Consider the following 25,792-nt stretch of genomic DNA (forward strand, 5'->3'; position numbering starts at 1 on the left):
ATATCACATCTCACACTTATGTTTCTCCCGCAGATTGTGCAGATTTTTTCTGTTGAGTCTTTCTGTGGCTATGGCTTAAACACATAGAAACATAGATTCTCCGGATAAAATTAAGACGTTTTACATTTCACATCTAACACTCCATAAAATCTATGTCTCTACACGGTAAATTATCATTGTCAAAAGCCCAAAAAGGGATTCTATAAATCCTCATCTATAATGGCGGACAAATAAAATTCAGGGAACTTTTTATACTTTTTACCAGTTGCGATATTAAAAAGCAAATGGGTGCATAAGGCTGCTACCGACCAGGATGCAATAGCCATTTGCGGTGGTGATTGACATCCCTTTTCAATTTTGTATTTTTCAATTATACTGTCCATCCATTTTTGTGGATTTCCCCAGAATCGCAAATAACTTGAAGCGTATTCCATCATCGTTGCTTCATTGAATTCTTCATCTCCGTTGGCCAATGCGTTTAAAAGAAGACCATCCCTGGCAATAACTGTTACCAGACTCCCCCATCCTATATTGTACGGATGCAGTACCGGAATGTCTAACTTTTGACAGGCCGTATCGAATATCAAGGGCACCGGAGAAGAAAAATCCAGTGTGTTAATTGCCGCTCTATGGCCTTTAATATGATCCCCTATATTTTCGACAGTCAGGAAAAAATCGATACAATTGATTTCTGCATTTTTATTAATCGATCTCAATCGCTTTGCCAGAGCATCTACTTTGTTCGAATCGATATCATCTTCAGTGTAATTTTGTCTGCTCAAATTAGAACTTTCTACCCGATCACCATCAACAATAGTGATTTTTTCAAAACCAAAACGAAGCGCACATTCGGCAATTACACTTCCAAGACCACTTCCTGCAAGCAGAATTGGGAAATTTTTTATAACCTCTTGTTCTTCATCCGTCAGATAAAGCTTATTTTTTGAATAACGGTCATCCATAACATCTATTTTTTTATTCAAAATTAAACATAAACAAGCGGTACCCTTTTAACCTAAAAGGTAGTTTTTACAGGCTCAGCCCCCATAATTGCTAATTTCATGACCCTTAAAAGACTTAATAACTGTAAATCAATCAACTACATAAAAAATAAAAGACATAGGCATAAAAAAAACCTCTATAAAACAAAAAAACAGCTACAAGAAGGCTCTCGTAGCTGTTTGTTCTAATGGTTTTTATGGGATACTCCCCTTCCTTTTACGGGAATAGAGTGGTAATTTTAAAAAACGAGTTCTTCTCCAATAACAGAAGATTTAAACTGCTGATTGTTTAAGAGCTGTATGGACTCAATATATTGCGCCAGATTTGTAATTGTGGGCTCTTTATACAATTCTTTAAGTTCAATTTTAATATTGAATTCTTTCTGAATTTTAGAGATTACCTGGGTTGCTTTTAAGCTGTGTCCTCCAAGGGCAAAGAAAATATCTCCTACTCCTATTTTATTTTTCTGCAAAACTTCCTCCCATATGACAACTAACTTTTCTTCGGTTTCATTGGAAGGTGCGATGTACTCCTGCTGAATTACATCAGCCTCGTTTACCGGCGGTAGTGCTTTTTTGTCGATCTTACCGTTTGGTGTAAGAGGGAATTTGTCTAAAAACACATAATAACTCGGTAACATATAGTCGGGTAATTCGCGGCCCAGTGACAGGCGAAGCTGTTGTTTGTCTACGACTGTTGCGCTCACGAGGTAACTTACAATGACTGGATCGCCCTGAACGGTTGCGGTTACCACTACACACTGATCGATGTCTTGCTGTGACTGGAGTACCTGTTCAATTTCTCCAAGTTCTACTCTGTGGCCCCTGATTTTAACCTGACTGTCTTTTCGGCCTATGTAGGCGATAGTACCGTCTGGTAACCATTTGCCCAAATCTCCTGTTTTGTAGAGCTTTGTACTCTCGTTAAAAGGGTTGGTGATAAATTTTTCTGCCGTTAGTTCGGGTTGGTACAAATATCCTCTGGACAAGCCATCGCCCGAGATACAGATTTCTCCAATAACGCCTACGGGCTGCAAGGCCAGGGCTTCTGAAAGCACATAAAACTGCGTATTGTCTAAAGCTTTTCCAATAGGCACTGAATTTTCGTAAGTACCCTCTACTCTGTAATAACTGCTGTAAGTAGTATCTTCTGAAGGACCGTACAGGTTTCTGATCGCAATTCCCGAGTTGGTAAAATGATTGGCAATACTCACCGGAAAAGCCTCCCCGGCAAGGTTGATCCCAACAGCATTCTCAAAGGTGGTTCCTTTTTCAATCAGGGTATGGATTACGGAAGGAACGGTATTGATTAATACGTTTTTATCGCTCTGGATATAGTCTCCTATTGATAATCCGTTGGCCAATAAGCGAATTTGTTTTCCGATGCTCCAAGGGTAGAAAAATTCATAAACAGACAAATCAAAACAATGTGAGGTTACAGCATACAGCATGTCAAAATTAGTATCGCTAAATTCTCTTTGCGACCAGCATAACATCGCTACAGCATTCTGATGGGTGATCATAACACCTTTTGGCTTGCCGGTAGATCCGGAAGTGTAGATGATGTAAGCCAGATGATCTGCCCCAAAAGATACCTTTGGAAGCGCTTTTGAAATCGGTGCTGCTTGTTTGAAAGCTGTTATAAAGTTATCGTCTATGGTGACTTTACATTTACTGTCCTGTTCAATGTATGCAATTCGCTGCGCTGGATAGTTTGGATCAATTGGAACATAGGCGCATCCTGATTTTAAAACAGCCAGCAAAGCTATTGGAAGCCACTCGCTGCGGTCTAGTTTTACACCTACTAAGTCTTCTACAGCTAAGCTGTAATTACTTAACAAATAGTGCGAAAGCTCGTTAGAGATTTCATCGAGTTCTTTGTACGTAAAGCTCTTTGCATCGGTCACCAAAGCAATCTGCTCCGGAGTTTCCCAGGCCTGAGACACAAATAAGTCGACCATAGTGTGATCCTTAGAATACGCTATTGCGGTGTCGTTAAAATCCTCCAGCAATTGGGTGGTCTCGACTTTGCTCAGGTAGTTGAGTGTGGCTACTTTTTGTTCCGGATTTTGGATGGCCTCTGTTAAAAAAGTATCCAAATGGTCGGCTAAGCGTTCTACAAATTCTGCTTCATAAATATCAGTATTGTATTCGATGTACAAACTTAGTTCGCCCTGATACTCTGCAAAAGCAAAGGTTAAATCGAATTTACTAAATGACTTTTTCAGGTTTTTATAAGAGGTTATTTCAACACCATTTATGGCCAGATTTTCAGAGGCTAATAATTCCTGCTGGTTTTGAAAGACCACTAAAACATCAAATAAAACTGATCGACTCATGTCTCTTTGAAGATCAAGCTCTTCCACCAAACTATCAAAAGGATAGTCCTGATGGGAATAAGCTTTTAATAAGGTCTCTTTTTGTATGTTTACTAGTTCTTCAAAACTGGTTGTTTCTTCAAATGTGGTTCGGATCGCCAGGGTGTTTAAATACAATCCAGCCTGGTTCTCTAAATCACTGTGTTCTCTTCCGGCCACCGGAGTCCCAAGAATAATATCTCCGATATTCGCATATCTGGAAAGCAATCCGTTGATTCCGGCCATTAAGACCATAAAAAGCGATACCCCATTTTGCTGTGCATAGGCGTTAAGCGCAGTGGTCGTATTTTTTAAAAAAGGATGTTTTACCCCTGAACCATTATTGGTTTTAAGTTTAGGTCTTACTTTATCGGAAGGCAATTCCAAAACAGGCAAATCTCCTGAGAATGTCTCTAACCATGCAGCTTTGGATTTTTCCAACGTTGCCTGTCTCGATGGGCTGTTTTGCCATTCTGAATAATCTTTGTACTGAATAGGCAAATCCGGCAATACGATTTCATTTCCTATAACCAATTCATTATAAATCGTTATAAACTCTTTACTCAATATCCCCATCGACCAGCCATCGCCAATAATATGGTGCATGTTAAGCATCAGAATATGGCAATCTGTAGCTGACCTGACAATTTCTCCTATAAAAAGCGGTCCTTTTTCTAAATCAAAAGCATGTCTTTGAAGTGCATTAGCATGATTGCGCAAGACTTCATCCGAGGCATTAGTTAAATCTGTAAACTGTAAAGTCCCGCTGTATTGGGCTGCCGGAACGATATACTGCCCCAGATTCCCCTGTTCGTCTTCTTTAAAAATAGTACGCAAGCTCTCATGCCTTTCTACTAAAAAGGTAAAGGTCTCGGCTAATTTGTCGAAATCCAGGACTCCTTTAAATTCAAATGCAGTAAAGAGGTTATAAGCCGAATTACCGGTTTCAAACTGACTCAAAGTCCACAAACGATGCTGAGACGAAGTAAGCGCATAAAAATCTTTGACCGCAGCTTTAGGGATAGACTCTGAAGAGGATAATAATGTGATCAGTTCCTTTTTATACCTTTTAATATCTTCAATAATTTCGGGTGTTAAAGCCCCCTTAGGAGCATTAATCTTTAAGTTTCCATTATCGATTTTAAGTCTGATATTCAAGGATTGCAACGTATGTAGTAAATTTTTTATCACGATATAATTTTTTAAGTAAAGTAAAAAGCATTTCTGTTTTTCAGAATCATTCTGTTCTCATCTCATTAGTTAACACCAAAAAATACTATCGGTTGAACTGAGATAAGTTTATATCATAATCTCATCCAAATCATCAACCGACTCTCCGGCCAATTCATTCTGAAATACGATAAATTTCAGTTTTTCTGAAACTCCAATAACGTTCTGAGTTTCATACAAATCCTCAATCGAAAATCTCGTATCAAAAGCCTTGTTGATTCTGTTGATTAAAACGGTAGCTTTTAAACTGTTTCCTCCCAGTTCAAAGAAATTATCGGTGATTCCTATTTTCTCTAATTTTAAGATGTCCTGCCATATGGCTACCAGTTTCTCCTCTATTTCGTTGGTCGGAGCAACATATTCCTGTTGAATAACGTCGTCTGTGCTTACCGGAGGCAGCGCTTTTTTGTCGATTTTACCGTTTGGTGTAAGCGGAAATTGCTCTAAAAACACATAGTAACTTGGCAGCATGTATTCCGGCAATTCGCGTGAAAGTGACTGGCGAAGCTGTTGTTTGTTGACCGTTGTGGCGCTTACCAGATAACTTACAATAACAAGATCGCCCTGTACAGTTGCGGTTACCACAACACACTGATCGATGCCTTCCTGAGATTGTAGTACCTGCTCGATCTCACCCAATTCAATACGATGTCCTCTGATTTTAACCTGACTGTCTTTTCGGCCTATGTAGGCGATGGTACCATCAGGTAACCATTTGCCCAAATCTCCTGTTTTGTAGAGTTTTGTGCTCTCGTTAAAAGGGTTGGTAATAAATTTCTCTGCTGTGAGTTCAGGCTGGTACAAATATCCTCTGGATAAACCGTCACCCGAGATACAGATTTCTCCAATTACTCCCACAGGCTGTAATGCCAGGTCTTCTGAGAGGATGTAAAACTGCGTATTGTCTAAGGCTTTTCCAATAGGCACTGAATTTTCATAAGATCCTTCTACTCTATAATAACTGCTGTAGGTGGTGTCTTCTGAAGGACCGTACAAGTTTCTCACGGCTATGCCTGAGGCTGCAAAATGATTGGCAATGCTTACCGGAAATGCTTCTCCGGCAAGGTTAATTCCTGCTGCGTTCTCAAAAGTGGTTCCTTTTTCAATCAGGGTAAGGATTACAGAAGGAACGGTATTGATTAGTACGTTTTTATCGTTCTGGATATAGTCTCCTATTGATAATCCGTTTGGCAATAAACGAATTTGTTTTCCAATGCTTAACGGATAGAAAAATTCGTAAACCGACAGATCAAAACAATGTGAGGTTACGGCATAGAGGATGTCAAAATTAGTATCGCTAAATTCTCTTTGTGACCAACATAACATCGCTACAGCATTTTGATGGGTAATCATAACGCCTTTTGGTTTTCCTGTAGAACCTGAGGTGTAAATGATGTAGGCCAGATGCTGGGAACTGAAAGAGGTTTGCGGCAATGCTTTTGAGATGGATGCTGCTTGTCTGAAAGCTGCTATAAAGTTATTGTCTATGGTGACCTTACATTTACTGTCCTGTTCAATGTACTCAATACGCTGCGCTGGATAGTTTGGATCGATTGGAACATAGGCGCAACCTGATTTTAAAACAGCCAGTAAAGCAATTGGCAACCACTCGCTGCGGTCCAGTTTTACCCCTACTAAATCTTCTACAGCTAAGTTGTAATTACTTAACAAATAGTGCGAAAGCTCGTTGGAGATTTCATCGAGTTCTTTGTAGGTAAAACTTTTGGCATCTGTTACCAAAGCGATCTGTTCCGGACTTTTCTTTGCCTGAGACACAAATAAATCGACCATAGTCTGATTCTTAGGATACGCTGTTGTGGTATCGTTAAAATCCTCCAGCAATTGGGTGGTTTCGGCTTCGCTCAGGTAATTGAGTGTGGCTACTTTTTGCTCCGGATTTTGAATTGCTTCTGTTAAAAAGGTTTCTAAGTGTGAAGCCAAACGCGCTACAAATTCTGATTCATAAATATCGGTATTGTATTCGATGTCTAAGCTTAGTTCCCCCTGAAATTCTGCAAAAGCAAAGGTTAAATCAAATTTACTAAATGACTTTTTCAGATTTTTATAAGGTGTTATTTCAACCCCGCTTATTTTTAGGCTTTCAGATGCTAATAATTCCTGCTGATTTTGAAAAACCACCAAAACATCAAACAAAACGGATCGGCTTGTGTCTCTTTTAAGATCAAGTGCATCTACCAAACTGTCTAAAGGATAGTCCTGATGCGAATAGGCTTTTAATAAGGTTTCTTTTTGTATTTGAAGCAGGTCCTGAAAACTTACTGTTTTTTCAAATGTAGTTCGAATCGCCAGTGTGTTTAAATACAAACCAACCTGATTTTCCAGATCACTGTGTTCTCTTCCGGCTACGGGAGTACCTAAAATAAGGTCGCTGCTGTTGGTATACCTGGAAAGTAATCCATTGATTCCGGCCATTAAAACCATAAAAGGAGTTACTCCATTGTGCTGTGCATAAACATTAAGAGCAGTGTTATTCTCTTTTGAAAAAGAATGTTTTATCCCTGAACCGTTATACGTTTTAAGTTTAGGTCTTACTTTATTGGAAGGCAGTTCTAAAACCGGCAAATCTCCCGAGAATGTCTCTAACCATAAAGCTTTGGATTTTTCCAATACTGCCTGTCTGGACGGACTGTTTTGCCACTCTGAATAATCTTTGTACTGGATAGGCAAATCCGGTAATACGATCTCATTACCTAGAACCAATTCATTATAAATCGTTATAAATTCTTTACTCAATACGCCCATCGACCAGCCATCGCCAATAATATGGTGCATGTTAAGCATCAAAATATGACTATCTGCCGCCGACTTGACAATTTCTCCTATAAAAAGTGGTCCTTTTTCTAAGTCAAAAGCATGTTTTTGAAGTGTACTGGCATAATTGGTCAAGACCTCAACCGAGGCATTAGTTAAATCTTTAAACTGTAAAGTCCCGCTATATTGAGCTGCCGGAACAATATACTGTCCCAAATCACCCTGTTCGTCTTCTTTAAAAACGGTACGCAAGCTCTCATGTCTTTCCACTAAAATTTGAAAGGCTTTCGCCAATTTCTCAAATTCTAAAACTCCTTTAAACTCAAATGCAGCAAATAAGTTATAGGCCGAATTACCGCTCTCAAACTGACTCAAAGTCCACAAACGATATTGTGAAGAAGTAAGCGCATAAAAATCTTTGGCCTCGGCTTTAGGAATTGATTCCGACGATGACAACAGGCTAAGCAATCTACTTTTATGCGCCTTAATGTCTTCAATAATTTCGGGTGTTAAAGTCCCTTTCGGAGCATTAATTTTCAAATCCCCATTTTCTACCCGAAGTCTTATATTTAAAGATTCTAGTGTATTGATTAAATTCTCTATCATGATATTTTTTTTAAAGTAAACTTTGAGTGCGTCTGTAATTTTTAGAAGAGCGGCACTATTGTGTTAATAAAATAGTGGTATCCAATTGTTTATTTTATGCTGTAAACGGATTCATTTCACATGGCCGTAAGTATAGCGGTGTTCAAAATAAAATGAAACTCACGGTCCAATTTTAGATTAGTATCTCATCCAAATCGTCCGCTGTTTCTACCGCTAACTGATTTTGAAAAAGAATGAATTTTAGTTTTTTGGAAATTCCAATAACATCCTGAGTTTCATACAAATCCTGAATAGAGAATCTCGTATCAAAAGCCTTGTTGATTCTGTTGATTAAAACGGTAGCTTTTAAACTGTTTCCTCCCAGTTCGAAGAAATTATTGGTGATTCCTATTTTCTCTAATTTTAGGATGTCCTGCCATATGACTACCAGTTTCTCCTCTATTTCGTTGGTCGGAGCAACATATTCCTGTTGAATAAGGTCGTCTGTGCTTACCGGAGGCAGCGCTTTTTTGTCGATTTTACCGTTTGGTGTAAGCGGAAATTGCTCTAAAAACACATAATAACTTGGCAGCATATATTCCGGCAGTTCACGCAAAAGTGACTGACGAAGCTGTTGTTTGTTTATGGTTGTGGCACTTACCAGATAACTTACAATAACAGGGTCATCCTGTACAGTTGCCGAGATTACGACACACTGATCGATGCCATCCTGAGATTGTAATACCTGCTCGATCTCGCCCAATTCAATACGATGTCCTCTGATTTTAACCTGACTGTCTTTTCGGCCTATGTAGGCGATGGTACCGTCGGGTAACCATTTACCCAAATCACCTGTTTTGTACAGTTTGGTAGTGTCGTTAAAAGGATTTGCAATAAACTTTTCTGCTGTGAGTTCATGCTGGTACAAATATCCTCTGGACAAGCCATCACCTGAGATACAGATTTCGCCAATGACTCCCACAGGCTGCAAGGCCAGGTCTTCTGAAAGGATGTAAAACTGCGTATTGTCTAAGGCTTTTCCAATAGGCACCGAGCTTTCGTAAGTACCTTCTACTCTGTAATAACTACTGTAGGTGGTGTCTTCTGAAGGGCCATACAGGTTTCTCACGGCTATGCCTGAGGCTGCAAAATGATTGGCAATGCTTACCGGAAATGCTTCTCCGGCAAGGTTAATTCCTGCTGCGTTCTCAAAAGTGGTTCCTTTTTCAATCAGGGTAAGGATTACAGAAGGAACGGTATTGATTAGTACGTTTTTATCGTTCTGGATATAGTCTCCTATTGATAATCCGTTTGGCAATAAACGAATTTGTTTTCCAATGCTTAACGGATAGAAAAATTCGTAAACAGAAAGATCAAAACAATGAGAAGTTACAGCATACAGCATGTCAAAATTAGTATCGCTAAATTCTCTTTGTGACCAGCATAACATGGCTACAGCATTCTGATGAGTGATCATAACGCCTTTTGGCTTTCCGGTAGATCCGGAGGTATAAATGATATAAGCCAGATGCTGTGAACTGAAAGAGATCTGCGGCAATAATTTTGAAATCGGTGCTGCCTGTCTGAAAGCTGCTATAAAGTTATTGTCTATAGTGACTTTACATTTACTGTCCTGTTCGATGTATTCTATTCTTTGTGCCGGATAGTTGGGATCAATCGGAACATAAGCGCAACCCGATTTTAAAACCGCCAATAAGGCAATAGGCAGCCACTCGCTGCGATCCAGTTTTACCCCTACTAAATCTTCTACGGCTAAGTTGTAATTGCTTAACAAATAGTGCGAAAGTTCGTTGGAGATTTCATCGAGTTCTTTGTAGGTAAAACTTTTGGCATCGGTTACCAAAGCAATCTGCTCCGGGCTTTTCTTTGCCTGAGACACAAATAAGTCGACCATGGTACTGCTCTTAGGATACGCTACTACTGTATCGTTAAAATCCTCCAGCAATTGGGTGGTCTCGGCTTCGCTCAGATAGTTGAGTGTGGCTACTTTTTGCTCCGGATTTTGGATAGCCTCTGTTAAAAAGGTTTCCAAGTGGGAAGCCAAACGCGCTACAAATTCTGCTTCATAAATATCGGTATTGTATTCGATGTGCAAACTTAGTTCTCCTGCTTGTTCTGAGAAGACGAGACTTAAATCGAACTGACTTACTTTTCTTGGGTTGGCTTTGTAAGGTTTTAAGGTTAAACTTTCTATTTGTACCGCATTTGAGGCAAATAAACCCTGCTGATTTTGCAATACGACCAGTACATCAAAGAGGGCTGATCGGCTGGTGTCTCTGCCTAAACCCAGTTGTTCTGCCAGATTATCGAGCGGATATTCCTGATGCGAATAGGCGTTTAGCAAGGTTTCTTTTTCGATGGTCAGTAATTCTTCAAAACTGGCGTTTTCTTCAAATATGGTTCGAATGGCCAGGGTGTTCAGATAAAGTCCTATTTGGTTTTCCAGATCACTGTGTTCTCTTCCGGCTATCGGTGTTCCTAAAATAAGGTCTCTGGTATTCGCATATCTCGAGAGTAATCCGTTTATACCAGCCATCAGGACCATGAAGAGACTGCTGTTGTGCTGCTCTGAAAAAACTTTCAGCTTACTACTTGTTTCTTTTGCGAAGTTGTAGCTGATGGAATCTCCGGCATAAGTTTTTATTCTTGGTCGCACTTTCTCTGTCGGAAGCTCCAGTACCGGAAGGCTGCCGCTAAAGATATTGAGCCAGTATTCTTCTGATTTTTTTAGTTTAACGGTTTGTTCTTCGCTTCTCATCCAGGTCGCATAGTCTTTATATTGTATGCTTAGTTCCGGAAGATGGATCGTTTTATTTTGTATGAGATGATCGTAAATCGTGATGAGTTCGTTGCTTAAAATTCCCATCGACCAGCCATCACTAATAATATGATGCATATTGAAAAGCAACAGCTGTTTCTTTTCTGATAATCGGATGAGTTTCAGGTTTACCAAAGGGGCTTTCTCCAGATCAAACTGGTGTTGATAGCTTTGGGCAATTTTGTCCCCGAGGGCTTCCTGTGAATCTTCGATTGTACTGAAATCTTCATAATCTACTTCGAAATCTATGGCTTCGGCATCAGTGATGAATTGACGTACTTCTCCCTGATCATCTCTTTTGAAAGAGGTTCTTAGGGTTTCATGTCGGGCAATAAGGAGGCTAAATGCTGCTTCTAATTGCGCTCTGTTTAAATCTCCTTCTAGTTCAAACGCACCCGGAATGTTGTAGGCCTGACTGCCCCCTTCAAACTGACTCACGATCCATAGTCGGTGTTGAGAAGAGCTTAAAACGTAGCTTTCCTGTTTCTCTGCTTTGGGTATGGCGCTGAAAGTTCCTGCCTCAAGTTTGCTGATGATTCCTGAGATGGTAGGGTTCAAAAAGACGTCTTTTACGCTGATTTGATACCCTAGCTGACGGTTGATTTTGTTGGCTACCAGAATTACTTTCAGACTGTGTCCGCCGAGTTCGAAGAAGTTGTCTGTGGTTCCAATGGTTTTGATGCCCAGTATTTCTTCCCAAATTGCAGCGAGTTGTTTCTCTAAGGTGGTCACCGGAGCGGTATATTTTTGCTGTACAATATGATCTGCACTCACTGCCGGCAAGGCTTTCATATCGACTTTACCGTGTGGGGTCAAGGCGATATTTTCTACCTGCAGGTAGTAACCCGGGATCATATAATCCGGTAAATGATGGCTTAGTTTGGTACGCAGTTCTTGTTTGTCTACTGGGTTTTCGGCTACCAGATAAGCTACTATTGCGGGTTCTTCGTCTATGTTTTGTACGGCTACAACACACTGACTGATGTTGTCTTGTGATAACAGGGCGTGTTCGATTTCTCCAAGTTCTATTCGGTGGCCTCTTACTTTTACCTGATCATCTTTTCGGCCTGAGAGTTCGATACTGCCGTCTGGAAGCCATTTGCCCAAATCGCCTGTTTTATAGAGTCTGGCTCCTTCAACAAAGGGATGAGTTACAAATTTTTCTGCTGTCAGTTCGGGGTTGTTCAGGTATCCTCTGGACAGGCTGTTGCCTGAAATACAGAGTTCGCCCAAAACACCTATGGGTTGTACCGACAGGTTATCGGACAAGATATAGATCTGACTGTCTTTTAAAGGCTTTCCGATTGGAATACCATTTCTTTGCAGATCACCTGAATCAACACTGCCCATGGCGGCGCTGATGGTGGCTTCTGTCGGGCCGTACTTATTGTAGAAGTCGGCTATTTTGATCATTTTTTCAGCCAGATTTTTTGGGCATACTTCTCCTGCCGCAACAATTCTTCTTAGGGTTTTGCAGCTGGAAAGGTTTTCTAAATGCGATAAATAACCCGGTGTGGCATGCAGATGGGTTATCGCATTTTGCTGTAATACGTTTGTAAAATCGGCCGGATCAATAATACGCTCTTTTGGCACACCTACTAATGTGGCTCCGCTAAGCAGCGCTAAAAAGATTTGCTCCATCGACGCATCAAAGGCGTTGTTGGAGAATTGTACGATACGATCGGACGCATCAAATCCAAATTCTTCTTTTTGGTTTAGGATGTAACTCACTAAACTTTTGTGTTCGATCATCACACCTTTGGGCTGTCCTGTTGAGCCTGAGGTGTAGATGACATACATCAGATTCTCCGGAGTCAACGCGATTGAAGGCGGGGTGATTTTGTATTGGTTTTGCTGGTTTTTAAAGTTCAATAATAAGTTTTCATCGATGATGACTTTACAGTTGCTGTCTTGTTCGATGTAAGCAATTCTTTGCTCCGGGTAGCCCGGATCTATAGGAACATAGGCGCCTCCCGTTTTCAATACGGCTAACAGTGAGATGTAAATCCACTCGCTGCGTTCTAATTTTACGGCAATGAGGTCTTCTGTATTTATTTCGTAGTTGCTCAATAAATAATGTGCCAGCTGACTGGACAGTTCATCCAGTGCTTTGTAAGTCAGCGAACTGTCTTCAAAAATTACTGCCGTGGCATCCGGAGTCTGCGCAACCTGCTGTGCGAACCTTGCGACTGCTGTAGTGGCTAATGCTGCTTCTGATTTTGAAGTGCTGAAATCTTCCAAAAGGGTTGCTCTCTCTGAGGCCGAGAGGTAGTCAAGAATGGCTACTTTCTGATCCGGATTTTGGATTCCTTTTGTTAAAAAACAATCCAAATGAGCAGCCAAACGCGTTATAAAATCCAATTCATAAATATCGGTATTGTAATCTATAACTAAGGACAATTGACCTTGTTTCTCTGAAAAAGAAAAGTTTAAGTCAAACTTGCTAAAGGACTTTTCCAGATTTTTATAAGGCGTTATTTCAAGACCGTTTAGTACTAACCCCTCAGAGGTTAATAACTCTTCCTGGTTTTGAAATACCACTAAAACATCAAACAAAACTGATCGGCTCAGGTCTCTTTTAAGATCAAGTGCTTCGATAAGGCTGTCAAAAGGATAGTCCTGATGGGAATAGGCTTTTAATAAGGTTTCTTTTTGAACGGTCAGTAATTCTTCAAAACTGGCGTTTTCATCAAAAGTAGTCCGAATGGCCAGTGTATTTAAATACAAGCCCACCTGGTTTTCTAAATCGCCGTGTTTTCTTCCTGCTACGGGAGTTCCCAAAATAATATCTCTGGTATTGGCATATCTGGAAAGTAAACCGTTTATTCCCGTCATTAAAAGCATAAAAAGGGTTACGCCTTTTTGCTGTGCATACGTATTAAATGCGGTGGTACTTTCTTTTGAGAAAAAATGATATACGCCTGAACCGTTATACGTTTTAAGCTTAGGCCTTGTCCGGTCAGTTGGCAGTTCCAAAAGGGGTAAATCGCCCGAGAATGTCTCTAACCATGCGGCTTTGGACTTTTCGAGTGCGGCCTGTCTGGACGGACTTTTTTGCCATTCTGAATAATCTTTATACTGAATAGACAATTCCGGCAATACCACCTCATTTCCTATGGCCAGGGCATTGTAAATGCTCATAAACTCTTTACTCAATACGCCCATAGACCAGCCATCGCCGATAATATGGTGCATGTTGAGCATCAGTATGTGGTGATCTTCGGCGGCCTTTACAATCTCTGCTAAAAAAAGTGGTCCTTTTTCTAAGTCAAAACTATGTTTTTGAAGCGCAGTAGCGTGATTACTCAAAACTTCAGCAGTGGCATTATTTAAATCTGTAAACTGTAAAACCCCGCTGTATTGGGCAAAGGGAACAATATACTGTCCCAAAATTCCTTGTTCGTCCTCTTTAAAAACAGTGCGTAAACTCTCATGTCGTTCTATTAAAATCTTAAAAGTCTGATTGAGCTTTTCAAAATTTAACACGCCTTTAAATTCATAGGCATCAAAAATATTATAAGCCGAATTACCTCCTTCAAACTGACTTAAAGTCCACAGTTGCTGTTGGGACGAAGTAAGTGCATAAAAATCTTTGATCACTGCTTTAGGAATTGATTCTGAAGAGGAAAGCAGTTTGATCAGCTCATTTTTACCGGCTTTAATACTTTCAATAATTTCAGGAGTCAAAGCACCTTTCGGAGCATTAATTTTCAAATCCCCGTTTTCTACCCGAAGTCTGATATTTAAGGATTGTAACTTTTTTATTAAATTCTCTTTCATGATATGATTTTTAGAGTAAGTTGGAATGTTGATATGATTTTTTAAAACCATATTACTATTATCCCAAGACCAACAAGCAAGCAGGCTTATGGTATTGCCTGATGTTAAACTTAGTATTGCTGTGCATTATGCTCCAAAAGAAGGCAGCAGCTACTGAAAAAAAAGCATGGCCATAAAATACAGCCATGCTTATGATATAAAACGAAACTCGCGATTAAATTCTATATCAATATCTCATCCAGATCATCAGCTGTTTCTACTGCTAACTGATTTTGATACAGGATAAATTTTAGTTTTTTAGAAACTCCTTTGATTTCCTGAGCCTCGTACAAGTCCTGAATAGAGAATCTCGTATCAAAAGCTCTGTTGATTCTGTTGATTAAAACGGTGGCTTTCAAACTATTTCCACCCAGTTCGAAGAAGTTATCGGTTGTACCAATTCTATCCAGTTTTAGGATATCCTGCCATATGTCAACAAGTTTTGCCTCTATTTCGTCGATAGGTGCGATGTATTCCAGTTGAATTACATCGGCCTGACTTACCGGTGGCAGTGCTTTTTTGTCGATTTTACCGTTTGGTGTAAGCGGAAATTTGTCTAAAAACACATAATAACTCGGTAACATATAGTCCGGTAATTCACGTCCCAATGACAGGCGAAGCTGTTGTTTGTCTACGACTGTTGTGCTCACGAGGTAACTTACAATGACTGGATCGCCCTGAACGGTTGCGGTTACCACAACACACTGATCGATATCTTGCTGAGATTGTAATACCTGTTCGATTTCTCCAAGTTCTACTCTGTGGCCTCTGATTTTAACCTGACTGTCTTTTCGGCCTATATAGGCGATGGTACCATCAGGTAACCATTTACCCAAATCGCCTGTTTTGTAGAGCTTTGTGCTCTCGTTGAAAGGATTGGTGATAAATTTCTCTGCCGTTAATTCGGGTTGGTACAAGTATCCTCTGGATAAACCGTCGCCCGAGATACAGATTTCTCCAATAACGCCTACAGGCTGCAAGGCCAGGGCTTCTGAGAGAATGTAAAACTGGGTATTGTCTAAGGCTTTTCCAATAGGCACCGAGCTTTCATAAGTTCCCTCTACTCTGTAATAACTGCTGTAGGTAGTATCTTCTGAAGGGCCGTATAAGTTTCTCACGGCTATGCCTGAGGCTGCAAAATGATTGGCAATACTTACCGGAAATGCTTCTCCGGCAAGGTTAATCCCTGCTGCATTTTCAAATGAAACGCCTTTTTCGATATGGCTATGAATCACCGAAGGAACGGTATTGATTAATACTTTTTTATCGCTGTTGATGTACTCTCCTATTGCTAGTCCGTTGGGTAGTAAGCGGATTTGTTTTCCGATGCTCCAAGGGTAGAAGAATTCATAAACAGACAAATCAAAACAATGTGAGGTTACGGCGTATAAAATGTCAAAATCGGTATCGCTAAATTCTCTTTGTGACCAGCATAACATCGCTACCCCATTCTGATGAGTGATCATAACGCCTTTTGGCTTTCCGGTAGATCCGGAGGTATAGATGATGTAAGCCAAATTGTCTGCCCCAAAAGATACCTTTGGAAGCGATTTCGAAATCGGTGCTGCTTGTTTGAAAGCTGTTATAAAGTTGTCGTCTATGGTTATTTTACATTTACTGTCCTGCTCGATGTACGCAATTCGCTGCGCCGGATAGTTCGGATCGATCGGAACATAAGCGCAACCCGATTTTAAAACAGCCAATAAGGCTATCGGTAACCACTCGCTGCGGTCCAGTTTTACACCTACTAAATCTTCTATGGCTAAGTTGTAATTACTTAACAAATAGTGCGAAAGCTCGTTTGAGATTTCATCAAGTTCCTGATAGGTAAAGCTTTTCGCATCGGTTACCAAAGCAATCTGCTCCGGAGTTTTCTCTGCCTGAAACACAAATAAGTCAACCATAGTGTGATCCTTAGGATACGCTATTGCGGTGTCGTTAAAATCCTCCAGTAATTGGGTGGTCTCGGCTTTGCTCAGGTAGTTGACTGTGGCTACTTTTTGTTCCGGATTTTGGATGGCCTCTGTTAAAAAAGTATCCAAATGGTCGGCTAAGCGTGCTACAAATTCTGCTTCATAAATATCGGTGTTGTACTCGATGTGTAAATTCAGTTGTCCTTCTTTCTCTGAAAAAAGAAAACTTAGATCAAACTGACTGACTTTTCTTTGATGTTCGTTATAAGGTGTTAGGGTTAAGCCTTCTATTTGCAGGTCTGATGCAAACAAATCTTGTTGGTTTTGCAATACGACCAGTATATCAAAAAGTGCTGATCGGCTTGTATCTCTTCCCAATCCCAGTTCTTCTACCAGGTTGTCCAATGGGTATTCCTGATGCGAATAGGCATTTAATAAGGTATCTTTTTGTATGGCTAATAGTTCTTCAAAACTGGCGTTTTCTTCAAATGTGGTTCGAATGGCCAGAGTGTTGAGGTAGAGTCCGATTTGATTTTCTAAATCACTGTGTTCTCTTCCTGCTATTGGTGTTCCTAAAATTAAGTCTCTGCTGTTGGTGTATCTCGAGAGTAATCCGTTGATTCCGGCCATTAAGACCATAAAGAGACTGCTGTTGTGCTTTTCGGAATAGGTTTGCAAATGGGCACTTGTTTCTTTGGTGAAGCTATGGGTGATGGAATCGCCGGCATAGGTCTTCATTTTTGGCCTCATTTTGTCTGGCGGAAGTTCTATTACCGGCAGGTTACCGCTAAAAATATCCAGCCAGTAAGCTTCTGATTTTTTTTGTTTAACGGTTTGTTCCTCGCTTCTGATCCAGCTTGCATAGTCTTTATATTGCAGGCTAAGTTCGGGCAGACTGATGGCTTTGTTCTGAACTAAATGATCGTAAATGGTGATCAATTCGTTGCTCAAAATTCCCATCGACCAGCCATCACTAATGATATGATGCATGTTAAAGAGTAACAGGTGTCGTTTTTCTGATAATTTTATAAGCTGTGCATTTACTAAAGGTGCCTGTGCTAAATCAAATGGATGTTGAGCGTACTGGTCTATTCTCTTTTCTACTGCCTGTTGCTGATTTTCCACTGTAGTGAAATCGGCATACTCTATTTTAAAGTCCACGTCTGAAGGATCGATGATGAATTGACGCACTTCTCCTTCTTCATTTCGTTTGAAAGAAGTTCTTAAAATTTCATGTCGGCTAATAACAGCTTTAAAGGCCTGGTTTAGATATTCTGCATTTAAAGTTCCTTCGAGTTCAAACGACCCCGGGATGTTGTACGCCTGATTCCCGCCTTCAAACTGGCTTAGTATCCATAAGCGATGCTGAGAAGAGGTCAAAACATAACTTGACTGTTCTTCGGCTTTAGGGATTGCCGTGTAAGCTGCAGTCTCGAGTTTACTGATGATCCCCGAGATGGTAGGGTTTAAAAAGACGTCTTTTACGCTGATTTGATACCCTAGCTGACGGTTGATTTTATTGGTTACTAAGATGACTTTTAAGCTGTGTCCGCCTAATTCGAAGAAGTTGTCTGTGGTACCAATGGTTTTGATGCCCAGTACTTCTTCCCAAATGGCTGCCAATTGTTGCTCTAAAGCGGTTACCGGAGCGGTATATTTTTGCTGTACAAGATCGTTTGTACCTATTGCCGGTAAGGCTTTAAGATCGATTTTACCATGAGCCGTTAAGGCGATGGCATCCACCTGAACGTAGTAACCCGGTACCATATAATCTGGTAGCTGGCGACTTAAAAGCGAACGCAGTTCTTGTTTGTCTACTGATTTCTCGCCGACCAGATAGGCTACAATTACGGGTTCTGCTTCTATCTCCTGCACGGTTACTACGCACTGATTGATGTTTTCCTGAGACAATAGGGCATGTTCGATTTCTCCGAGTTCGATACGGTGTCCTCTTACTTTTACCTGATGGTCTTTTCGGCCTGAATATTCAATGTTTCCATCGGCTAGCCATCTGCCTAAATCGCCAGTTCTATAAAGTTTTGCACCTTCGATAAAAGGATGAGGTACAAATTTCTCTGCTGTTAGTTCTTCGTTATTAAGGTATCCTCGGGAGAGACTGTCTCCTGAGATGCACAGTTCTCCGAATACACCTACTGGTTTTAGGGTCAGGTTATCGGATAAGATATACAATTCGCTTCCTTTTAGGGGTTTGCCTATAGAAATATGGTTGCTTTGAAGATCGCTTTTATCCACTCTGTACATGGTGGCGCTGATGGTGGCTTCTGTTGGACCGTACTTGTTATAGAAGTCGGCAATTTTCACCATTTTTTCGGCCAGGTTTTTCGGGCAGATTTCTCCCGCGGCAACAATTCTTCTTAGTGTTTTACAAGTGGAAAGGTTTTCCAGATGAGACAAATAACCCGGGGTGGCATGCAGGTGTGTTGCCCCATATTCCTGTAATACGTTTACAAAATCTGCCGGATCAATGATGCGGTCTTTGGATACACCTATCAGTGTGGCTCCGCTAAGCAGGGCCAAAAAGATCTGTTCCATAGAAGCATCAAAGGCATTGTTCGAAAATTGTACTACACGTTCTTCTAAACCAAATCCAAATTCTTCTCTCTGGTTGGTGATATAATTGACTAAACTTTTGTGTTCGATCATCACACCTTTTGGCTGACCTGTGGAACCCGATGTATAAATAACATACATCAGGTTCTCCGGACTTAGAGAAATGACAGGTAATGTAGTTGAATAATTGTCCTGACGGGATATGAAATTCGCCAATAACTTCTCGTCAATAACAACTTTACATTTACTGTCTTGCTCAATATAAGAAATTCTTTGTTCCGGATAGGTCGGATCGATTGGCACATAGGCGCCTCCGGTTTTTAAAACGGCCAATAAGGAAATATAAATCCACTCACTGCGGTCTAGTTTTACGGTGATCAGGTCTTCGGTGTTTATCTCATACTGGTTCAGTAAATAATGCGCCAGCTGATTGGACACCGCATCCAGTTCTTTATAGGTCAAGGATCTGTCCTCAAATACCACTGCTATGGCATCAGGAGTTTTGGCTGCCTGCTCCTCAAATAGTGCAACTGCTGTTGTATCTACTGGTAATTCTGTTTTTGTGGTATTAAAATCCTGTAAAAGGGTTGCTTTCTCTGCAGTAGAAATGTAGTCTAAAGTCGCTAAAGATTGAGTTGGGTTTTCAACAAGAGCGACCAAAACTTTAAGGTAAGCCTTTAAAACGCGTTTCATTGTCGCATATTTAAAGATGGCTGCATTATAATCCCATTCTACTGAAATTCTTCGGTCTGGTGTGTTATCGGTTAAAGAATCTATTTGTTCGTATACCGTGTTTACTACTACACTAATGTCAAATCGGGAAGTTTTATTGTGCCCTTTCAAAATCTCTATATCTGCATCCAGCAGAGACATGCTTTGTATTGGAACATTCACAAAACTAAACATGTATTGAAATAAAGGATGCAGGTGCAAACTTCTTTCCGGATTTATTCTTTCTACTACTTTACCAAAAGGAGTATCATCATTAGCATAAGCATCCAGACAGCTTTCTTTCACTTCGTTTAGTACGGCCATTAAAGAATCATCGTTGTTAAAAGTAGTTCGCAATGCGATGGTATTGACAATCATACCCAGAACTTCCTGAAATTCTTTATAACGTCTGTTCGCAACAGCAGTCCCCACAGAAATGTCGCTTTGATTGCTAAATTTATGCAGTACTATTTTAAAAGCCGCTAACATGGTGATGAACAGCGACACATCTTGTTTTTCTGAAAACTGACGTAGTTTTTCTGAAAAATCTAATGAAAAAACGTGTTCTATGGTACCGCCTTTTTTTACGGTAGTTTCGTTTCTTTCATAGTCTAAAGGCAGTAACTGTTGGTTGGAGAAACCTTCAAATTTGTTTTCCCAAAAGTCTAATTTTTCGTTGATTACGCTTTCGTTCAGGCTGTTTTTTTCCCAATACGCATAATCTTTAAAGGTAACTTCGGGTTGCTCTACCTCAAAATCCGGATTTCTTTTTAATTCATTATATATATCAACAAAATCTCTGAATAAAATGCCCTGTGTCCATCCGTCTAAAATTAAATGATGCTCAGAAAAGAGTACAACACTTTCCTGATCGGAAAACTTCAATAGTTCGATTCTAAAAAGTGGTCCTTCTTCTATTTTAAAAGCACGGCTCTCTATTTTTTCCAGACAATCGGCAATTACTTTTTCTTTGTTTTCCTGACTTTTTATACCCGTATAATCGATAACAGGAATGGAATACGAAAACGGAGGAAGTATTTTTTGATACGGCTTACCTTCCTGATTGACAAAAACGGTTCTTAAAATCTCGTGTTTTTGAATCAGTTTATTGAACGTTTCTTCCAACGCTTCTACCTCAACAAAGCCCTTTAGTTTCATGGCTCTGGACACGTGATAAGAAGTATCGGTTTGATCCAGCTGATTTAAGAACCACAATCTGTCTTGTGAAAAAGACAAGGGGTATAATTCCTGCTCAGGAGCTTTAATATTTTGGACTTCTTTTTTATTTAAAGTTGGAACCAGCTCGCTTATTTCTTTGATTGTAGGCGATTTGTAAAAGTCTCTTAACGACAATTCAATCCCTTTTTGATCACGTAGACTGCTGATAAACTGATTAGCCAATAGAGAATGTCCTCCCAATTCGAAAAAACTAACGTTAACATCTACCTGATCCAATCGCAATAATTCCTGCCAGATCGAGGCAATCTCTTTTTCTTCCTGGGTGGTTGGCAACTGAACTGCTTCGGTAATGTTGATGGTTTTAGGTTCCGGCAAACTCTTGATATCGATTTTCCCGTTAGGAATTAAAGGAATCGCGTCGATGATTACAAAGTGAGTCGGAATCATAAATTCCGGTAAATGATTTTTTAAATCAATCACTAAGGAAGATATATTAATAAACGATTCGTTGGCTACCAGGTAAGCAATCAAAATAGGCATGCCCGCAACTTCGTTGATACACACATAACTGTCTACGATGTATGCATTCACTTTTTGAATGGCCTGCTCGATTTCTCCTACTTCAATACGGTATCCTTTATAACTTAACTGGCTGTCTTTTCGGCCATAAAAAATTAAGTTATTGTCGATTCCCCATTTTCCTAAATCTCCGGTTTTATAAATACGTTCTCCATTGATATGAATGAAGGCATTGTCTGTAAGTTCTTTTTTATTCAGATACGAAACGGCCAGACCTACACCCGAAAGTCCGATTTCTCCAATGGCTCCTTTTGGTAATATTGTTGTTCCGTCCAACAAATAAACGCCTCTGTTGGTGATCGGTTTTCCAATAGGAAATTGAGTATCGGTTTTACCAATTTTATAATAGGTCGCACATACGGTACTTTCTGTAGGCCCGTAGGTATTATAAATATCATAAATGCCAATCAGCTGATCGACCTGATGTGGTTTTAGCGTATCGCCTCCGCTAATAAGCGTTTTAATCTTTAAGTTGTAGCTTTTGTGACTGTCGTTCAGATATTGCAACACAAAAGGATTGGTGCTTAACAAGGTAACTTCAAAGCGCTCGCAGTCTTTAAGCAATTCATTAAAATCCTTAGTCTCATGAGCAATTACTAAATTACCTCCTACAGACAAAATCGGGAAAATTTCTTCTACCGAAGTATCAAAAGCAGTAGAAGCCTGCTGCAATACAATATCTTTTTCGGTAAGGCCGAAATAAACACCAAATGTCAGGACATAATCGTATAGGGAACGGTGATTAATGACCACTCCTTTTGCATCTCCCGTTGAACCGGAGGTATAAATAATATAAGCTTCGTCTTCAGGATTCAAAGCCACAGGAATATAATTTTCAGCTGCTGTATGCTCTTCCAGGATACAATCGATGTTGTATTCGATGTTTTCTACAACAGAATTTGAAAACGAATCGGTTAAGATAAAATCTAAGCTGGCATCTTTTATAATGTAGTGTTTTCTTTCGTCCGGATAGGCATTATCAATAGGTACATAAACTGCTCCTGCTTTTAGGGCCGCCAGAATTCCAACAATACTTTTTTCGGATCTCGAAAGCATTACGCCCACTTTATCTCCTTTTTTAACACCACTAAACTGTAAATATGACGCTACAGTATTGGCATGTGCCTCAAGCATTTCGTATGTTAGAACGTTTGTTTGACAAGAAACTGCTGCTTTTGAAGCATGTCTTGCTACAGCGTTATTCCAAAGATTTAAAAATGTCTCTTCAGGTCTGTTTACAACTGGTCCTTTTGAAAGGGCCTGTATTTCTTCTAACTGTTCTTTACTCGAAATTTGAATTTCGGCTATAGCTGTATCTCTGGTGTCTTTTAATTCTGTTAATACTTTTCTGAAAGAAGTAATCAGCTGATTGGCTTCAAATTTTGAAACGTATTTTTCGTTGATATCAAATCTAAAACTAAGCTGTCCTTCCACGTCTTCAAAAACATGGATAGAAATAGGATCTTCTTCACTATCATTAGACAAAGGATGAATAGTGGCTTTATTTCCTGAAAATTCAGATTCGTACTGCATACGCTCGTACGACAATCGTACATCATACAGCTTTGAAGTTTCCTGAGGCAGGTTACGCAATATATCGGCCTGCTGAAAACGCTGATGTCTGTAACAGGTAAAAAGCGTAGTTCTGATTTCTTTTATAAAATCGCTTACAGATGCTGTTGTTTCCAACGTCAGTTTTAACGGTAACATGCTCAAAAACGGTCCGAAAGTATTTTTTTCGGCAGCATTTTTTCGGTTCAAAATAGGCATACCTAAGTTGACTTCTTCTCTGTTGTAATATTTAGACAATACAATAGAGAAACAGCCCAGAAGTAAGTGAAAAATACTCAGTCTTTCTGTTTTTACAAACGACCATAAGGCTTCATTTTCTTCCTCTGTAAGCGCAATTTCGATATTACAGTGACCTGCTGATTTATTGGTACCCGTATAGATCAAAGAAGGCAGTTCTTCGTAACGGCCTAACCAGAAGTTTTTATCAATAGAAAAATCTTCCGAAGCTCTGTACGCATTGTCTAATGCGATAAAAGATTCGTAAGACAGTTTGTTTTTTCCGATACATAAATCATCATACACCACAGCGGTACCCAATTGCTCGTAAATTCGTTTTACTTTATTGAACAATAACTGAAATGAAAAACCGTCAGAAATGATGTGGTGAAGTTTAGAATACCAGATATACGATTCAGGAGCCACTTTAATAAGCCACATTTTGTACAGTTGTTTGTCCTTTTCGATATCAAAAGGAAGTACAAAATCTTTCCCGATCATCTGAATCGCTTTTGATTCTTCCCAATCTTCGATACAGGTCAAAGCCAAATCACTGTCTGCTTCCTGAATGGAATATACAGGGAAACCGCTCTTTTCTTCAAAAACAAAAGAAAAAATATCGTTCTCTTTAATCAGAATATGGAAGGCCGCTTTAAAACGCTCCACATCAACACTTCCGTTAATAAAGGCATAACCGCCAATGTTGTATTTTGGCGACTCGTTGTCAAGTATCTGATCAAGCCAGATGTATTTCTGCACATTTGTGACATTATTTTTCATAAGTATGCTTTTTATAATTTAAATAAATACCGAAAACGTAACGTTATCGTACCATTTTGATTTGTAGAATAGGTGGAAACAACCGCACCCATGATTGAACACGGGCGGAATGAATGTTGTATTAAGATTTATATGGTGTTTTCCTCAGAGAACGAGGAAATGTAGAGTCTAAAAACTACGCTTTAGCAAAAACGTTTTCTGTTGCATTGGATAGATACGACAAAGGAATGATGGCTGAGATGTTTTGACGTAAAGAGCTTAGTCTGACACTGATTCGGTGTTGATTGTCGACTCTGAAAACTTCACATTCCAAACCTGAAAGGTCACCATGCTCAATTTTCAGTTTATCGCCTATTTTAGGCAGTACCGGTTCAATCTGAACATCTGTGATGTCCTCCACCTGGGTAAAAAGCTTGATGTAATCAATTTCTTCTTCAGAAACTTTTCCGTATTCTTTGCCAAATGACAAGTACGAACAGCCGCTTTCGACATTTAAGGCATCATGAAAGTCTTTATTGGATTTGATATTTACAAAGACATAACTTGGAAATAATGGGATCTGAATTTTCTTGGTTCTGTCACTCCATTTTCTGATGCTGGTGGCCATCGGTAAAAAAGCTTCTAGTTTCTTTTCTATTAACTCTTTGTAGACTTTACTCTCATGTCTGTACCTTACGTAAAGAACATGCCATCCTTGTTTTTGATCCATACTATTTGGTTTTTTCGTCACCGGGCATAGCTGCGCTATTACCAGTCACATGGTTATTTTTTTTAGAGATCTGTTTTTTGGTTTAATAGCTTTACCTTTTTTACTTTGAAGTAATTTTGGTAATAATGTTTTTGTTGCAACTCTCAGGACAATTGTTATTGTGTTTGGAGCGCTTTGTAAAAATCGGTTTGTTGAGGTTTCAACTACTTATTTTTACTGAAGTAAATTTACAATAGCGGTTTTCAAATTCTACTACACCAAAGTGTAGTTCAGCTTGTTAGCGTTAAATACTACCTTATTGGGTAGTTTATAGTTTACAGACGAAAGCTGAAAATCTTCCGGTGTAACCAAATGTTTGTTTTCATTGTAGAAATTAATCAGTCCATTATAAGACATGGATACAGGTATTGTTTCTGATCCCAGGTATTCGATTGATTTACCCACAATTTTTGCTTTGATGCCCATTAAGGTGAGTACACGTAATAGTTTAGCGTCGATTTCGGCAAAAGCCATGTTGTCTTTGTGTTTGCAAACCGGTGCAATGGCACAAACCAATAGTTTTTTTAGCAGGTTAACGTCACGAACACCTTTTTTGATGGCAAAACGTCCAATATGCCAGATTTCATTGATGGCATCTCCTTCTGCGCAGATGAAAGGATTGATACCAAACATTTTCTGAATTGGTAGTGGTGTGATGAAATCCCATTTCAAAACTCTGATGGTTCCTGTGAAGTCCCCTTGTTCGTTTTTGAAAGCGAATATTTTTGAGTTTTCTAAGTAGCCCATTTCTTCTTTGTAAACCGCATCGATATCGTTTTGATAATGACCTGGTAGAATTTCATTGGAATGGTGATTGAAGTTTTCTGTGACTACAAATTTTGACATAAGTAAGATGTCATTTTGACTAATTGCTGGGTGGTTGTTTTTGGCGAGTTTCATAGTGTTTGTTTTCTCCAAAA

The 25,792-nt window shown here is 39.6% G+C and carries 7 protein-coding genes; all 7 read right to left on the reverse strand.

Annotation, left to right across the window (positions count from 1 at the left end):
• Positions 1-200: 200 nt before the first annotated feature.
• A complete protein-coding gene (locus tag ACN1CN_RS20470; RefSeq protein WP_319800524.1) occupies positions 201-983 on the reverse strand; it encodes a ThiF family adenylyltransferase in 783 nt (260 codons plus the stop codon).
• A gap of 257 nt (positions 984-1,240) precedes the next feature.
• Positions 1,241-4,549, reverse strand: a complete 3,309-nt coding sequence (locus ACN1CN_RS20475) for an amino acid adenylation domain-containing protein (protein WP_419137242.1) — start codon at positions 4,547-4,549, stop codon at positions 1,241-1,243.
• Between the two features lie 108 nt (positions 4,550-4,657).
• Positions 4,658-7,966: an amino acid adenylation domain-containing protein gene (locus tag ACN1CN_RS20480; protein ID WP_419137244.1), complete on the reverse strand. Its 3,309-nt coding sequence runs from the start codon at positions 7,964-7,966 to the stop codon at positions 4,658-4,660.
• Positions 7,967-8,138: 172 nt separating this feature from the next.
• A complete protein-coding gene (locus ACN1CN_RS20485; RefSeq protein ID WP_419137246.1) occupies positions 8,139-14,564 on the reverse strand; it encodes an amino acid adenylation domain-containing protein in 6,426 nt (2,141 codons plus the stop codon).
• Positions 14,565-14,785: 221 nt separating this feature from the next.
• Entirely contained in the window at positions 14,786-24,124 is a 9,339-nt protein-coding gene (locus tag ACN1CN_RS20490) for an amino acid adenylation domain-containing protein (RefSeq protein WP_419137248.1), read from the reverse strand.
• Positions 24,125-24,299: 175 nt separating this feature from the next.
• Positions 24,300-24,833, reverse strand: coding sequence for a UpxY family transcription antiterminator (locus tag ACN1CN_RS20495; protein WP_419137239.1), 534 nt, complete (start codon positions 24,831-24,833; stop codon positions 24,300-24,302).
• A 252-nt stretch (positions 24,834-25,085) separates the two neighbouring features.
• Positions 25,086-25,792: hypothetical protein (locus tag ACN1CN_RS20500; protein WP_419137249.1), on the reverse strand; the 707-nt coding region annotated here is incomplete at its 5' end.

This window comes from Flavobacterium sp. T12S277, assembly GCF_048514875.1.
Classification (GTDB): Bacteria; Bacteroidota; Bacteroidia; order Flavobacteriales; family Flavobacteriaceae; genus Flavobacterium.

Coding starts and splice junctions, on each gene's coding strand:
- ACN1CN_RS20495 (WP_419137239.1), bottom strand. CDS start 24,833: ATGGATCAAAAACAAGGATGGCATGTTCTTTACGTAAGGTACAGACAT.
- ACN1CN_RS20480 (WP_419137244.1), bottom strand. CDS start 7,966: ATGATAGAGAATTTAATCAATACACTAGAATCTTTAAATATAAGACTT.
- ACN1CN_RS20490 (WP_419137248.1), bottom strand. CDS start 24,124: ATGAAAAATAATGTCACAAATGTGCAGAAATACATCTGGCTTGATCAG.
- ACN1CN_RS20485 (WP_419137246.1), bottom strand. CDS start 14,564: ATGAAAGAGAATTTAATAAAAAAGTTACAATCCTTAAATATCAGACTT.